General features: G+C 65.0%; 12 protein-coding genes. 6 read left to right on the forward strand and 6 right to left on the reverse strand.

Annotated features, from left to right (window positions below; translation table 11 throughout):
- Position 1: 1 nt before the first annotated feature.
- The gene (xrtA, locus tag LI72_RS02025; RefSeq protein ID WP_052129398.1) at positions 2–1,549 is read left to right on the forward strand and encodes an exosortase A; all 1,548 of its coding nucleotides are present in this window, start codon (positions 2–4) and stop codon (positions 1,547–1,549) included.
- Between the two features lie 6 nt (positions 1,550–1,555).
- Complete coding sequence (locus LI72_RS02030) at positions 1,556–3,445, forward strand: XrtA/PEP-CTERM system amidotransferase (RefSeq protein ID WP_033924159.1); 1,890 nt, start codon at positions 1,556–1,558, stop codon at positions 3,443–3,445.
- A 7-nt stretch (positions 3,446–3,452) separates the two neighbouring features.
- On the opposite strand, the gene LI72_RS02035 is transcribed toward LI72_RS02030, so the two are convergent.
- On the reverse strand, positions 3,453–4,757 hold the full coding sequence (locus tag LI72_RS02035; RefSeq protein ID WP_197051762.1) for an alginate export family protein: 1,305 nt from the start codon (positions 4,755–4,757) through the stop codon (positions 3,453–3,455).
- 85 nt (positions 4,758–4,842) lie between these two features.
- Entirely contained in the window at positions 4,843–5,979 is a 1,137-nt protein-coding gene (gene mnmA, locus LI72_RS02040) for a tRNA 2-thiouridine(34) synthase MnmA (RefSeq protein ID WP_033924346.1), read from the reverse strand.
- Between the two features lie 188 nt (positions 5,980–6,167).
- On the opposite strand from mnmA, the gene LI72_RS02045 reads away from it, so the two are divergent.
- Both LI72_RS02045 and sciP read left to right on the forward strand, forming a co-directional pair.
- The gene (locus LI72_RS02045; RefSeq protein WP_033924161.1) at positions 6,168–6,536 is read left to right on the forward strand and encodes a hypothetical protein; all 369 of its coding nucleotides are present in this window, start codon (positions 6,168–6,170) and stop codon (positions 6,534–6,536) included.
- 7 nt (positions 6,537–6,543) lie between these two features.
- Positions 6,544–6,843, forward strand: coding sequence for a CtrA inhibitor SciP (gene sciP, locus LI72_RS02050; RefSeq protein ID WP_033924162.1), 300 nt, complete (start codon positions 6,544–6,546; stop codon positions 6,841–6,843).
- Positions 6,844–6,940: 97 nt separating this feature from the next.
- Here sciP and LI72_RS02055 read toward each other — a convergent pair whose 3' ends face one another.
- The 4 genes from LI72_RS02055 to hisS form a co-directional block, all read right to left on the reverse strand.
- Positions 6,941–7,879, reverse strand: a complete 939-nt coding sequence (locus LI72_RS02055) for a DUF4167 domain-containing protein (protein WP_033924163.1) — start codon at positions 7,877–7,879, stop codon at positions 6,941–6,943.
- 233 nt (positions 7,880–8,112) lie between these two features.
- A complete protein-coding gene (gene prmC, locus LI72_RS02060) occupies positions 8,113–8,958 on the reverse strand; it encodes a peptide chain release factor N(5)-glutamine methyltransferase (RefSeq protein WP_033924164.1) in 846 nt (281 codons plus the stop codon).
- Between the two features lie 31 nt (positions 8,959–8,989).
- The gene (gene prfA, locus LI72_RS02065) at positions 8,990–10,078 is read right to left on the reverse strand and encodes a peptide chain release factor 1 (RefSeq protein ID WP_033924165.1); all 1,089 of its coding nucleotides are present in this window, start codon (positions 10,076–10,078) and stop codon (positions 8,990–8,992) included.
- Between the two features lie 67 nt (positions 10,079–10,145).
- Positions 10,146–11,393, reverse strand: coding sequence for a histidine--tRNA ligase (hisS, locus tag LI72_RS02070; protein ID WP_033924166.1), 1,248 nt, complete (start codon positions 11,391–11,393; stop codon positions 10,146–10,148).
- A 152-nt stretch (positions 11,394–11,545) separates the two neighbouring features.
- Between hisS and LI72_RS02075 the strand changes: the two genes are divergently transcribed.
- Positions 11,546–13,432: a M61 family metallopeptidase gene (locus LI72_RS02075; protein ID WP_033924167.1), complete on the forward strand. Its 1,887-nt coding sequence runs from the start codon at positions 11,546–11,548 to the stop codon at positions 13,430–13,432.
- Positions 13,433–13,489: 57 nt separating this feature from the next.
- Positions 13,490–14,032 carry an inorganic diphosphatase gene (gene ppa, locus LI72_RS02080; RefSeq protein WP_033924168.1) on the forward strand — a complete coding sequence of 181 codons (543 nt, stop codon included), beginning with the start codon at positions 13,490–13,492 and terminating at the stop codon, positions 14,030–14,032.
- The last annotated feature ends 1 nt before the right edge of the window (position 14,033 follow it).

Below are 14,033 nucleotides of genomic sequence, written 5' to 3' on the forward strand. Positions count from 1 at the left end.
CATGGCGACGATCGCCGCCGACATTCCCGAGTCCGCTGATCCCGTGCCGATAAGCCCCGCATGGCGCAGCGCGCTGATCCGGCTGGGCGTCGCCTGGGGCGTCATCCTGGTCGCATTCGCGCGCGATGCTGCGGATATGGTGATGATCTGGTGGAACAGCTCCACCTTCAATCACATCCTGCTGATACCGTTCATCCTTGCCTGGCTGATATCGCAACGCTCGGATGAGCTGAAGCGGATCACGCCCATGGTCTGGTGGCCGGGGTTGCTGGTGATGGCTGCCGCGGCTGGTGGCTGGGTTCTGGGCGAAGCGGCAGGCGTCGCGCTGGCGCGGCATCTGGCGCTGGTGATGTTCCTGCAGGGCAGCGTGCTGGCGCTGCTGGGCCAGCATGTCGGCCGCGCGCTGATGTTCCCTTTGGGCTATGCGCTGTTCCTGGTGCCGGTGGGCGAGGAACTGGTGCCGCCGTTGCAAGGCATCACGGCGGACATATCGATGGCGCTGCTGGGCCTGACCGGCATCCCGGCGCATATCGAGGGCGTGTTCATTTCCACGCCGACCGCGCTGTTCCGCGTGGCTGAGGCGTGCTCGGGCGTGAAATTCCTGATCGCGATGGTCGCTTATGGCGTGCTCGCGGCGAATGTCTGTTTCAAGAGCTGGCCGCGCCGGATGGGCATCATCGCGGTGGCGATCGTCGTGCCGGTGCTCGCAAACGGCCTGCGCGCCTTTGGAACGATCTATATCGCCCATCATCAGGGTCTCGATTTCGCCGCCGGGTTCGATCACATTTTCTACGGCTGGATCTTCTTCGCGATCGTGCTGCTGGTTGTCATGGCGATCGGCTGGCAGTTTCTCGACCGGCAGGTGACCGATCCCTTCATCGAGCCCGCGCTTGCCGACCGGCTGGCCGCCGCGTCCCGCAACGTCATCGGCAATGATCGCCCGGTCCTGGTGGCGGCGGGTCTGTTGCTCGCCGCGCCGCTGGGCTGGGCATTGCTGGGCTTGCCCGAGCCTGCAACCCTGCCTGCGCGCGACACCTTGCCGCAGATCGCCGGATGGCAGCGCGAGCCTTACGATCCTGTCGCCCCCTGGACGCCGCGCGCGCAAGGCAGCAACCGCACCTTGATCGCAAGCTATGTGCGCAACGGCCAGAAAGTCGATGTGTTCGCGGCCCTGTATAACGGCCAGTCCGAAGGGCGCGAGATCACCGCCTATGGCCAGGGTGCGCTCGACCCTGAAGGCGCATGGTCCTGGGTTGAGGCCGCGCCTGCGATCCCCGATGGCAAGGCGGATGTGATCACCGGACCTGGGCGGATGGTGCGCGATGTCGCGACCTTCTATCGGATCGGAAACACCGTGACCGGCAGCAATCTGACCATTCGCCTCGAATCGCTGAAAGCCCGGCTGCTGCGGCACAGCCAGAGCGCGATGATCCTGATCGTGAGCGCCGAACGCAGCGGTGATGGCTCGGCTCGACCTGCGATCGAGGCGCTGCTGCGCGATGCTGGCGGGGCGCAGGCCTTGTCCGAAACCGTGCTGGCGGGGCGCTGAACGACCATGTGCGGGATTGCAGGCATCTTCCATCTGGAAACGGCCAAGCCGGTCGATCCCGCACGGATCCGGTTGATGACCGATGCGATGCTGCATCGCGGGCCCGATGGCAACGGCTGCTGGACTGCGCCCGGCGTCGGCCTGGGCCATCTGCGGCTGTCGATCATCGATCTGGAAGGCAGCGCGCAGCCGATGCTGAGCGAGGACGAAGCCGATGTCCTGACCTTCAACGGCGAGATCTACAATTTCCAGGAGGTGCGCGCCGAACTGGCTGCACTGGGCCACCATTTCCGCACCTCGGGGGACACCGAGGTGATCCTGGCCGCCTGGCGGCAATGGGGCGTGGGCTGTCTTGATCGGCTGAACGGCATGTTCGCCTTTGCGATCTTCGATCAGCGTCACCAGCGGCTGTTCATGGCGCGCGACCGGCTGGGCGTGAAGCCGCTGCATTATGCCAGCCTGCCCGATGGCAGCGTGATCTTTGCCTCCGAGCTCAAGGGCCTGCTCGCCCACCCGGCACTGCGCCGGACGCCCGACCCGCAGGCGGTGGATGACTATCTGGCGTTCGGCTATGTGCCCGATCACCGCTGCTTCGTTGCGGGCGTCAAGAAGCTGCCAGCCGGCCATTACCTGATGCTGGAACGCGGCAAGCCGCTCCCTGCGCCGGCGCAGTATTGGGACGTCGATTTCTCGCGCCGGGCGCGGGGCTCGGTCTCCGATCTGCAAGCCGAACTGCTCCATCACATGCGCGAGGCCGTGGCTTCGCGGATGGTCGCCGATGTGCCCCTGGGCGCGTTCCTGTCGGGCGGGGTCGACAGCTCCACGGTCGTCGCGCTGATGGCCGAGCGCAGCAGCCAGGCGGTCAAGACCTGCAGCATCGGCTTCGATGTCGCCGAACTCGACGAAAGCGATTACGCCCGCCGCATCGCCAAGCGCTTCGCCACCGATCACCGCAGCCGCACGGTCTCGCCCGATGATATCGCGATCATCGATCAGGTTGCCGCGCAGTTCGACGAACCCTTTGCCGATGCCTCGATGCTGCCCACCTTCCGCGTCTGCCAGCTGGCGCGCGAAAGCGTGACGGTAGCGCTGTCGGGCGATGGCGCGGACGAGGCCTTTGCCGGATATCGCCGCCACGTCTTTCACCATGGCGAAGAGCGCGTGCGCGGGCTGTTGCCTCAGGGCCTGCGCGAACCGCTGTTCGGCGGGCTGGGCGCGCTTTATCCCAAGGCGGACTGGGCACCGCGCCCGTTGCGGGCCAAATCTACCTTGCTGTCGCTCGCGCGCAGCGGGGCGGAGGGCTATGCCGATGCAGTCGGAGTCACCGGCCATGCGCTGCGCCAGTCGCTCTATTCGGACAGCCAGCGCTCCGCGCTGGGCGGTTATCGCGGCGAGGATCACATGATCGCGCTGATGGGCGGCGCACCGGCGCGTTCCGGGCTCGATGCTGCGCAATATGCCGACATGAAGCTGTGGCTGCCCGGCGACATCCTGACCAAGGTCGACCGCACCAGCATGGCGGTCAGCCTGGAAGCGCGCGAGCCGCTGCTCGACTATCGCCTGATCGAATTTGCCGCGACCCTGCCCGAGGCGATGCGGGTGCGCGGTGGGCAGGGCAAGTGGCTGATGAAGCGTGCGATGCGCGGGACCTTGCCCGACGATATTCTCTACCGCCCCAAGATGGGCTTCGTCAGCCCGATCGCGCAGTGGTTTCGTGGGCCGCTCGCCGATCAGGCGCGTGCCATCGCCACAGGTTCTGCGCTCGCCCGCAGCGGCTGGTTCAACACCGCGCGGCTGAGCGACATCGCCGAGGCGCATATTTCCGGGCGCAGCGACAATGCGCGGTTGCTGTGGCAGTTGTGGATGCTCGACAAGGCACTCGACCGGGTGTTCTGATCCGCCGTCAGAAATTGACCGTCATCTGGCCATAGGCATAGCGCGTATCGCCGAACCCCGTGGCATTGGGCGCGTCCTCCAGCAACCGGCTGCTGGTCATCAACGCGGTTCCGGCCTCCAGCCTCACGGTTTTGTCGATCAGCCAGTGGCCCAGCCGCACCTCCAGCATGTGCCCGGCAAAGCGGCCCGAACGGCCTTGCGGATCGGCAGGTCCGGAATTGCTGAACCGGTCGCGGCGATCATGGGCCCAGGCCGGGCGCCACAGCGCCATCAGATCCCAGCGCGGGGCAGGGGCCATTTCCCCGCGAATCCCTGGCGCCACGATATTGGTGCGCGCCAGCGCGCCGAACAGGCCGCTCGGTCCGAACTCCCACCGGCGCGCGCCGAACAAGGTATCGAACCGGGTGAAAGCGGCGCTGCGCGGATCGTCGCCACTGGCGATGTCGAGCAGCAGCGAAACTCGGGGACGCCCGGGCAGGTCGGGGCTGTATCCCAGCTCTGCATGCGCGAAAAATGCGCGGACATCCTGGCGGCGAGTGTTCGGTGCAACCGATGCACGGACAGTGCCGGTCTGCACCGCGCCTTCCATATCGATATCCCACTGTCCGCTTGCTGGCGCGCGATGCAGCCTGGCCCCCCAGGTGACGAGATGCCGGTTGCGCGTCGGGCCGTTGTCGCCGTCCCGCTCGGTCAGCCCGAAGACATTGGCCTGCAGGGCGATGCCGTCAAACAGATCGGGTCGGGTGTAGTGCGCGCCCCAGAAGGCAAGGTCGAAGCTTTCGCGGTCCCAGCGCACGCGATTGTCGATCAGCTCGGCACGGGCACTGGGGAGCCGGGTCTGGGGGAGGACGTAGAACGCGGTCAGCGTGTCGTCCTGCTTCCCATGCCAGTCGAGCCTCAGTCCGGTGAAGCTGTTGATCGTGTTGCGAAACGCATTGCGCGCCGCAAGCCGGCGGGACCCCAGGTTGAGATGCAACCGTCCCGCGGTCAGTTCGACCGGGCCGTCGCGGTAGCTGATCGACGCGCGGCTGAGTTCGAGCGCGTTGACCTCACCGGTGCTGACCGCTCCAGGCGCATCGATCAGATAGCCACGCGCATCCACGAGTTCGGCAGACAGATGCCAGGGCCCGGTGCGATAATCGGCGACGATCGACGTCTGTATGGTCATCGCGTCATCGCGCGGGGGGAGGGCCGGGCGGTACTGGCCTTCGAGCAGTTCGTAGCGGATGCGGTAGCTGCCCGAGAGCGTCAGGCCGTCATCCGCGTCGGACTGCGCGTGCAGGGGCGATGCGGATATTGCCGCTGCAGCCATCATTCCCAGAAGTGTCGATGTGCGCACGGACATACCCCAGAGAACCACTTAACCTATTCGGGGCAGGCTGTGGAGCGCCGAGCGATCAGGCCGCGAGCGCTGGCTCGACCGGTTCGGTGCTGGCGATCCAGCCGCCGCCCAGAACGCGGCTGCCAGCGTACAGCACTGCGGCCTGTCCTGGGGCGACCCCATATTCGGGCTGCAGGAACACTACACGGCGGTTTGCGCCGGTGCCCTCGATCCGCGCCGGGGCAGGCTTGGCGAGCGAGCGCACCTTGACCTCAAGCGGTCCTTCATAGCTGCCGCCGATCCAGTTCATGTCGACGATGTCTGCAGCCGCAATCGCCAGTGCCGCACGCGGGCCGACGATCACGCGGCGCGTCGCGGCATCAAGCCGGACGACATAAAGCGGTTCGGGCTGGCCGCCGATTTCCAGGCCCTTGCGCTGGCCGATGGTGAAGTGGATCAGCCCCTTGTGTTCGCCCAGGACCCGGCCATCGACATGCACGATCGTGCCGCCGGCGTCGGCATCGGGACGCACCTTGCGCACGACGGCGGCATAATCGCCATCGGGCACGAAGCAGATATCCTGGCTGTCGGGCTTTGCGGCGACCACCAGCCCCATCTCCTGCGCCAGCGCGCGCACCTGCGGCTTGGGCAGATCGCCCAGCGGGAAGCGCAGAAAGTCCATCTGGTCGTCGGTGGTGGCGAACAGGAAATAGCTCTGATCGCGCGCCGGATCGTGCGCGCGGTGCAGTTCGGCGCGGCCATCGCTACCGATCATCCGGCGAACATAATGGCCTGTGGCCAGACAATCGGCACCCAGATCACGCGCCATCTGCAACAGATCGGTGAACTTCACACCCATGTTGCACTGGATGCACGGGATGGGGGTTCGGCCAGCCATATATTCATCGGCAAAGCGTTCGACCACGGATTCGCGAAAGCGGCTTTCATGGTCGAAGACATAATGCGCAATGCCCAGCCGATCGGCGACCGCGCGAGCATCGCGGATATCCTGGCCCGCACAGCACGAGCCCGCGCGCTTGACCGCTGCGCCATGATCGTAAAGCTGCAGCGTGATGCCGATGGTTTCGGCGCCGGTCGCGGCCGCCAGTCCGGCCACCACCGATGAATCAACGCCGCCCGACATCGCCACGACGATTCGCCGCGCCTTCATGTCGCCATCGAGCTGAAATCCTGAGAGGGGCTGTGCCTGCATCGCTGCCATGTAGCGGCGACGGCAGCTTTCTGCCACCCCGGTCCGGCAAATTTTTGCACCGGTCCGCAGCTGCAAAACGCCCGGTTTGCCGGGGTTTGTGCGGCAGTGTTAGCGGCAATTAACCAAGTCTAATCAGCCATGAAGGCCGCTTTTACCTGCTCTTACGGTTTGGCTGGTACATCAGCGCCATGGATATGAACTTCCCTCATGAAGCGGTCGGCCAGACTCGCAACGGGGCCGCAAGGCTCCGGTCGCTGGACATGGACATCCTTCGTGCGCTCGCCTTCGCTCCCAGCATGGCGCGCGCAGGCCGGGTGACGATGCCGCTGGATTCGCGCGATCCGGCGCAGGCGATGGCGGCCTGGCTCGCCGGCGTCGCGCGCGCCGACATCGTGATGCCCGGAAGCTTCAATCTGCACTTTGCCGACGTTCTGAACCGGCTCACCCCGGCGGAACACCAAGGTGAAATTGGCGTTTACCATTGTGCTTCAGTCAATCGAAAAGCGGCCAGGTTAGACCTTCCCCACGCGCAAAGTTGCACACACCAGGCCTTTTGAGGACGTGATGATCGAAAATCAGAAAATCAAACCGGCACAGGTCATTGGTCCGCTCGGCGAACCCCTGACTCTTGCCAACCTTCCGGCGCCGGGAACCAAGCGCTGGGTGGTTCGGCGCAAGGCTGAGGTCGTCGCGGCGGTCAACGGCGGATTGCTGACCATCGATGAGGTGTGCGAACGCTATGACCTCACGCTGGAAGAGTTCGCCTCGTGGCAGCGGGCGGTCGACCGTTCGGGAATGCCTGGGCTGCGGGTGACCCGCATCCAGCATTATCGCGATCTGTACGAGCGCCAGCAGCGCTACTGACGGGAAGGCCCTTGGGCCAAGGAAAAGGGGTGCGATCCGGATATGGATCGCACCCCTTTTCGTTTGGGTCCCGCGCCGGTGGCGCAGGACCAGTTCATCATTCTGCGGCAGCGGCCTCGACGTCGCCCGATTCCGCAGCCTTGCGGCGCGGTGCGGCACGGCGCTTGGGCTTCGGCGCTTCGGCCTCGACCTTGTCTTCGCTCGCCACACCGATCGCGGGCGGCAGGATCATCGGATCGAGCGCATTGCTGCCTTCGGCTTCGGCGGCACGGGGCGGACGTCCGCGACCGCGCAGGGTGCGACGGGGCTGGCTGGCCTGATCGGTTTCACCCGCCGTATCGACAGCGCCAGGTGCAGGTGCGGGCGCCGGTGCGGGCGCAGCAGCCCGGGGTGCCTGTTCCTGACGATCGCCACGCGGACGGTTCTGGCGGTCCTGGTTCTGCCGATCCTGGCCCGAACGGTCCTGGTTCTGCCGATCCTGATTGTCTTCACGCGGCCGACGCTCGCGCCGTCCCTCGTTCTGACGGTTGTCGTTCTGGCGGTTGTCGTTCTGGCGACCTTCGTTGCGCTGCTGACCCTGGCCATTGCCGCGATTGCCGCGGTTGTCGTCCTGATCGTCGCCGTCGTCATCCTGACCGCTGCGGGCGGATGCCTCGTCGGACTGGTCCTGCGAATAGTTGCGCTGGCTGGGGCCTGAATTGAAACCGATATCGTCGTCGTCATCGGCATAATCGCTGCCGTTGTCGCGTCCCTGCTCTTCGCGAGGACGGCGATATTCGTCCTGACGGGCGCGGTTGTCGGCCAGCACGCGGAAATAGTGATCGGCAAATTGCAGATAATATTCGGTGGCCACGCGGTCACCGTTCATCTGCGCATCGTGCGCCATTTTCTTGTATTTCTCGAGCATTTGCGTCGCGTTGCCGCGCGCCCGGCTGTCGATCCGGTTGCCCTGATCCATGCCCCCGCTGCGGCCACTGGGCTGCGGACGGTTATTGCCACGGCCGCGACGACGGCTCGTTCCACGATTGTTGTTCAACGTTGACGCTTCCTTATCAGTCGCAAGTTGCCTGCGTGTCCTCTGCGCGTCCGTGCGGCCCGTCGCCCAAAGGCGCGCCGCGCGTCCCAAGCCTTTCATCCGCTTTGAGTGGCCCTATCAAGCTGCCCGAAATAGATGATTGGGGTTAGCAAGCGTGATGGGCCTAGTGCCTAGCATCACCTCTCTTGCTGAATGGGTGGTAGCGGCTCACCAAGGGCTTGCCAAGCGAAATATCAGGCCGGGCGCTGCGCACGCAAGATCAGTGCGCGGTCGTGCCCCGCGAGATCCTGTCGGCACTCCACGTCATAGCCGTCCGCCTCTGCCAGCGCGGTCACATCGAGCCGCTGGGTCGCGCCGATCTCGAAGATCGCCACGCCGCCCGGTGCCAGCAAGGCTGCAAGGGCGGGGATGAGGATGCGGTAATCATCCAGCCCGTCTGCACCGGCGAACAGCGCGCCATGGGGTTCGTGCGCATGCACCTGGCGGGCGAGCGCAGCATCGGTTTCGATATAGGGCGGGTTGGCCAGGACAAGATCGAAGAGGCCGCCGATCCCATCGCACCAGCCGGGCACCCGCCAATCGGCGTGCAGGATGCGCGCGCGATCAGACAGGCCGCAGGACTGGGCGTTGTCGCGTGCGACGGCGAGGGCGGGCTTGCTCGCATCCACGCCCACGCCGTCTGCCTGTGGCCAGTGCGAAAGCGCGGCCAGCAGCAGCGCGCCCGAGCCGGTGCCCAGATCCAGGATGCGCGCCGGTGCGTCATCCGGGAACGCGGCGATCGCTGCCTCGATCAATGTCTCGCTGTCGGAGCGGGGGATCAGCACCGCGGGAGACACGCCCAGCGTCAGCGTCCAGAAATCCTGTCGTCCGGTGATATAGGCGACTGGCTCATGGTTCAGGCGGCGATCGAGCAGCGCGGCAAAGCCGGACGGCACGTCGTCGCGCATCCGGTGGAGCAGCAACGCGCCGCGATCCGTGCCCAGGGCATCGGCCATCAGCAGTTCGGCATCGAGCCTGGGCGTATCGGATATTTCGGCAAGTCTATGCGCTGCGTCGCGCAATGCATCTGCGATCGTCACGGAAAGGCTGACGGACGCGAGACCGGTGGCCTCACCCCGCCATCTCCATGTTGGCAAGGCGGCTGGCCTGATCCTGCGCGGTGAGCGCGGCGATGAGATCGCCCAGGGCTTCGCCTGCCAGAATTTCCTCGAGCCGGTGCAGCGTCAGGTTGATGCGGTGGTCGGTCACCCGCCCTTGCGGGAAGTTGTAGGTGCGGATGCGTTCGGACCTGTCGCCCGATCCGACCATCGACTTGCGCGCATCGGCCTCGGCACTCGCGGCCTTGCTGCGCTCCAGCTCATACAGGCGCGCACCCAGAACCTTCAGGGCCTTGGCCTTGTTCTTGTGCTGCGACTTTTCATCCTGCTGGGTCACGACCAGCCCGGAGGGCAGGTGGGTGATCCGGACGGCGCTGTCGGTGGTGTTGACGTGCTGGCCGCCCGATCCCGATGCGCGATAGACATCAATGCGCAGATCGTTGTCGTTGATCTGCACGTCGACCTCTTCGGGCTCGGGCAACACCGCGACGGTCGCGGCAGAGGTGTGGATCCGCCCGCCGCTTTCGGTCTCGGGAATGCGCTGGACGCGGTGAACGCCGCTTTCATATTTCAGCTTGGCAAAAACGCCCGCACCGTTGACCGAGGCGATCACTTCCTTGAAGCCACCGACATCCGATGCGCTGGCGGACATGATCTCGATCTTCCAGCCCTGTTCCTCGGCGAACCGGGTGTACATGCGCAGCAGATCGCCCGCGAACAGCGCGGCTTCATCGCCGCCGGTCCCTGCACGGATTTCGAGCATCGCAGGGCGCATGTCGGCGCTGTCGCGGGGCAGCAGCTTGAGCGCGAGCGTCTTTTCCGCTGTCGGCAGCCGTTCACGGATCGTGGCGGACTCGCTCACCGCCAGTGCAACGATCTCGGGGTCGGACGCAGTGTCCTCCATCAGCCCTTCAAGGACTTCCAGCTCGGCACGCAGGCGGCGCACTTCGGCTGCGGCACGCGCAACCGGTTCCAGCTCGGCATAATCCTTCGCCATCTGGACGAATTCTTCGCCGTCCAGCGTGCCCGACGACATGCGCGCTTGGATCTTGCCAAACCGCGCCTCGATCTGCGCAATGCGTTCACCGGAAATCCGGGTCATCTGTCATTCTCCCCCAACCTGCCGCACGTGGCGGGCGAGCAGGCGACTTTCGGCATTCTTACTGACATCATTTGGTTGCAGAAACGTTCAGCACATCTGCAACTTTGGCATGCAGCTCGCTTTCCGGCGCAGAGCGGATATTGGCTTTGGCAAGTTCACCATCATGCTGGAAGGAAATCAAGACCTTGGCGTTAACCTTCGCCGCCTTGTCGTAGCGCTTGCGCGGTGATCCGGTGGCAATCATGTCGCACGATATGCCGTGGTTGCGCATACTGGCCTGCGCCGCAGTCGCCTCGGCGAGCGCGCGGTCGTCCTCCAGCGCGATGATGACATCCAGACCGCCGGCCAATGCGGTCGCATCGCACAGCATCGCCAGACGCTCGATTCCGGCGGCCCAGCCGACCGCAGGCGTGGCAGGCCCGCCCAGATTCTCGATCAGCCCGTCATAGCGTCCGCCGCCCAGGACGGTGCCCTGTGCGCCGAGCCGGTCGGTGACGAATTCGAAGGCGGTGTGGCGATAATAGTCGAGCCCGCGCACCAGCCGGGCGTTGCGGGTCCACGCGACGCCAGCGGCATCCAGCCCATTTGTCACTTTCGCGAAGAACGCGCCGGCTTCCTCGGTCAGATACGCATCGATATCGGGCGCGGCATCGGCAATCGGGCGGTCCTGTGCCTCCTTGCTGTCGAGGATGCGCAACGGGTTGCGCTCCAGCCGATCCTGCGACTCTTTCGAAAGATCGCCCTTATGCGCCTGAAAATGCGCGATGAGTGCGGTGCGCCAGGCATCGCGGCTGGCCGCATCGCCCAACGTGTTGAGCTGCAGCGTCACGCCTTCGGTGATCCCCAGCTCGCGCAGAATCTGGTCTGCCATCACCAGCAGTTCGACATCGGCCTCCGGTTCGGCCGCACCGATGATCTCGGCATCGATCTGATGGAACTGGCGATAGCGGCCCTTTTGCGGGCGCTCGTAGCGGAACAGCGGGCCGTGCGTGGCCAGCTTGAGCGGCGCATATTGCTGCCAGCCGTTGGTCAGATAGGCGCGGGCGAGGCCGGCGGTGAATTCGGGCCGCAAGGTTAGCGAATCGCCGCTGCGGTCATCGAACGAGTACATTTCCTTGGACACCACATCGGTGGTTTCACCCAGCGACCGGGCGAACACGGCTGTAGCCTCGAACACCGGCATTTCGACCCGGCGGAAATTGTAGAGGCGGCGCACCCGGTCGAACGTGTCGACGACATGGCCGAACCGCTCCTGATCTTCGCCAAAGATGTCCTGTGTGCCGCGGATCGCGCCCGGTGTGTTGATCTTGCCCATGATCCGCCGCCATTAGCGCCTTTTTCGGGTGACGCCAAACAGCCGGGTACTTTTTTTTGAAGCAGGCGGTTAGGGTGGCGAAACCAGCATATTCAAAGGGGCCTGCTACCTTGCGTCACTTCCTCTCCACCGCATGCCTTGCGGTCGCCCTCATGACAGTACCCGCGCTTGCCCAGAACAGCGCGCCGCAGCCTCAGCCGGTGGTCGATATCGTGCCCGCAGCGCGCGACATCGCGTTTCCCGGCGTGATGACTTTGGAAGTCGACGCCACCGACGTCGACCGCGCGATTTTTGCGATGAAGCAGACGATTCCCGTGCCGGACGATGCGCGGGCCAGCGGGCGGTTCACCTTGCTCTACCCGCAATGGCTGCCGGGCAATCACGCGCCGCGCGGCGAGATCGAGAAGCTGGTGGGGCTGACCTTTTCTGCGGGCGGCAAGCCGCTCGTCTGGCAGCGCGATTCGCTCGATGTGAACGCCTTTCACGTCAGCGTGCCCCAGGGCGCACGCGAGATCGTCGCCAACTTCCAGTTCGTCAGTCCGACCGCCTCGAACCAGGGCCGGGTGGTGGTGGCCCCCAGCATGATGAACCTGCGCTGGAACAACGTCGCGCTGTATCCCGCGGGCTATTTTGCACGCAATATCCCGGTCGATGCGATCGTCACCTGGCCCACCGGGTGGCAGGCGGGCAGCGCGATGCGGCCCAAGCGCACCACGGGAAGCAAGGTCGCCTATGAGCGCGTCGATTTCGATACACTGGTCGACAGCCCGATGTTTGCAGGCGCGCATTTCAAGAGTTGGCCGCTTTCGGACAAGGTGACGCTCAATGTCGTCGCCGACGAGGCCCAGTTCCTCGCCGCCACGCCCGAGCAGATCGACGCGCACAGGAAGCTGGTGGCCGAGGCTGAGCATCTGTTCGGCGTGCGCCATTATGACCGCTATGATTTCCTGCTGGCACTGTCCGACGAGCTGACCGGTATCGGCATCGAACATCATCGCAGCAGCGAGAACGGCGTGGGCACCGGCTATTTCACCGAATGGGCCAAGGGGCCAGGGTCGCGCAACCTGCTGCCGCACGAGATGACGCACAGCTGGAACGGCAAGCACCGCCGTCCGCAGGGTATCTGGGCGCCCGATTTCCGGCAGCCCAGCCGCGATGACCTGCTGTGGGTGTATGAAGGTCAGACCCAGTTCTGGGGCTATGTGCTGGGCGCGCGCTCGGGACTGTTCACCTATCAGGAAACGCTGGACGCCTTTGCCAACATCGCCGCCGGGCTCGACGCGCGCGCCGGGCGCAACTGGCGGCCGCTGATCGATACCGCGCACGACCCGATCATTGCCGCTCGGCGCCCCAAGGCCTGGGCGAGCTATCAGCGCAGCGAGGATTATTACAACGAAGGCATGATGGTGTGGCTGGAGGCCGACCAGATCATCCGCCGCGAATCGGGCAATGCCAGATCGCTGCAGGATTTCGCGCGCAGCTTCTTCGGCGGGCGCGAGGGCGACTGGGGCGTGGTGACCTATGAGCTGGCAGATGTCGTGGCCGCACTCAACGCGGTGCAGCCTTATGACTGGCAGGGCTTCCTGCAGCGCCGGGTGTACGAGATCACCCCCGAATCCCCCAAGCAGGGATTCGCGCTGGGTGGTTATGAACTGGTCTATGTCAGCGAGCCCAGCGCCTATATCCGTTCGGGCGAGGCGGCATCGGGCAGCACGGATCTGAGCCATTCGATCGGCCTGATCGTCGCCAAGGACGGCAAGATCAACCAGGTGATGTGGGGCAGCCCGGCATTCGCGGCGAGCATGACCGTGGGCGATCAGATCACCGGGATAGATGGCAGGGATTATTCCGCTGAGGCGTTGAAGACTGCGGTTGCGGCCACCGCGACGACCGGCAAGGTCGAGCTGCTGATCAAGCGCGGCAAAAGATACCGTGAAACCGCACTTTCCTATAAGGGCGGGTTGCGCTATCCGGCGCTCCGCAAGACGGGGCAGGGCGAAACGGGCCTTGACCGGCTGCTTGCGCCGCAAACCCGCTGAACGCTGAAGAACGGGCAGGCCGTTCGGCGGCACACCATAATAGAGGCCTTCTTCCTTATGCTTATCAAAGAGATTTCGATCGGCAAGAATCCGCCGAACAACGTGAACGTCATCATCGAAGTGCCCACCGGCGGCGAACCGGTGAAGTACGAATTCGACAAGGCTTCGGGCGCTCTCTTCGTCGACCGCATCCTGCACACGCCGATGCGCTACCCCGCCAACTATGGCTTCATCCCGCACACGCTGTCGCCCGATGGCGATCCGCTCGATGCGCTGGTGATCGCCCGCTCGCCGTTCATGCCCGGCTCTGTCGTGCGCGCACGGCCGATTGCGGTGCTGAACCTGGAAGACGAGCATGGCGGCGATGAAAAGGTGGTCTGCGTGCCCGACACCGCGACCTTCCCTTACTACACAGACGTGCGCGAGAAGGACGACATGCCCGACATCGTGTTCGCGCAGATCGAGCACTTCTTCACGCACTACAAGGATCTGGAAGCTGAAAAGTGGGTCCGCGTGGGCAAGTGGGGCGATGCTGCCGAAGCGCGGCAGATCATCACCGAGGCAATCGAACGCGCGCAGAACGCCGCCACCGAAGGCTGAT

Source organism: Sphingomonas sp. 35-24ZXX (genome assembly GCF_000786215.1).
Lineage (GTDB): Bacteria > Pseudomonadota > Alphaproteobacteria > Sphingomonadales > Sphingomonadaceae > Blastomonas.

Coding starts and splice junctions, on each gene's coding strand:
- LI72_RS02075 (WP_033924167.1), top strand. CDS start 11,546: ATGACAGTACCCGCGCTTGCCCAGAACAGCGCGCCGCAGCCTCAGCCG.
- hisS (WP_033924166.1), bottom strand. CDS start 11,393: ATGGGCAAGATCAACACACCGGGCGCGATCCGCGGCACACAGGACATC.
- LI72_RS02045 (WP_033924161.1), top strand. CDS start 6,168: ATGGATATGAACTTCCCTCATGAAGCGGTCGGCCAGACTCGCAACGGG.
- xrtA (WP_052129398.1), top strand. CDS start 2: ATGGCGACGATCGCCGCCGACATTCCCGAGTCCGCTGATCCCGTGCCG.
- mnmA (WP_033924346.1), bottom strand. CDS start 5,979: ATGCAGGCACAGCCCCTCTCAGGATTTCAGCTCGATGGCGACATGAAG.
- LI72_RS02035 (WP_197051762.1), bottom strand. CDS start 4,757: ATGGCTGCAGCGGCAATATCCGCATCGCCCCTGCACGCGCAGTCCGAC.
- prfA (WP_033924165.1), bottom strand. CDS start 10,078: ATGACCCGGATTTCCGGTGAACGCATTGCGCAGATCGAGGCGCGGTTT.
- LI72_RS02030 (WP_033924159.1), top strand. CDS start 1,556: ATGTGCGGGATTGCAGGCATCTTCCATCTGGAAACGGCCAAGCCGGTC.
- sciP (WP_033924162.1), top strand. CDS start 6,544: ATGATCGAAAATCAGAAAATCAAACCGGCACAGGTCATTGGTCCGCTC.
- ppa (WP_033924168.1), top strand. CDS start 13,490: ATGCTTATCAAAGAGATTTCGATCGGCAAGAATCCGCCGAACAACGTG.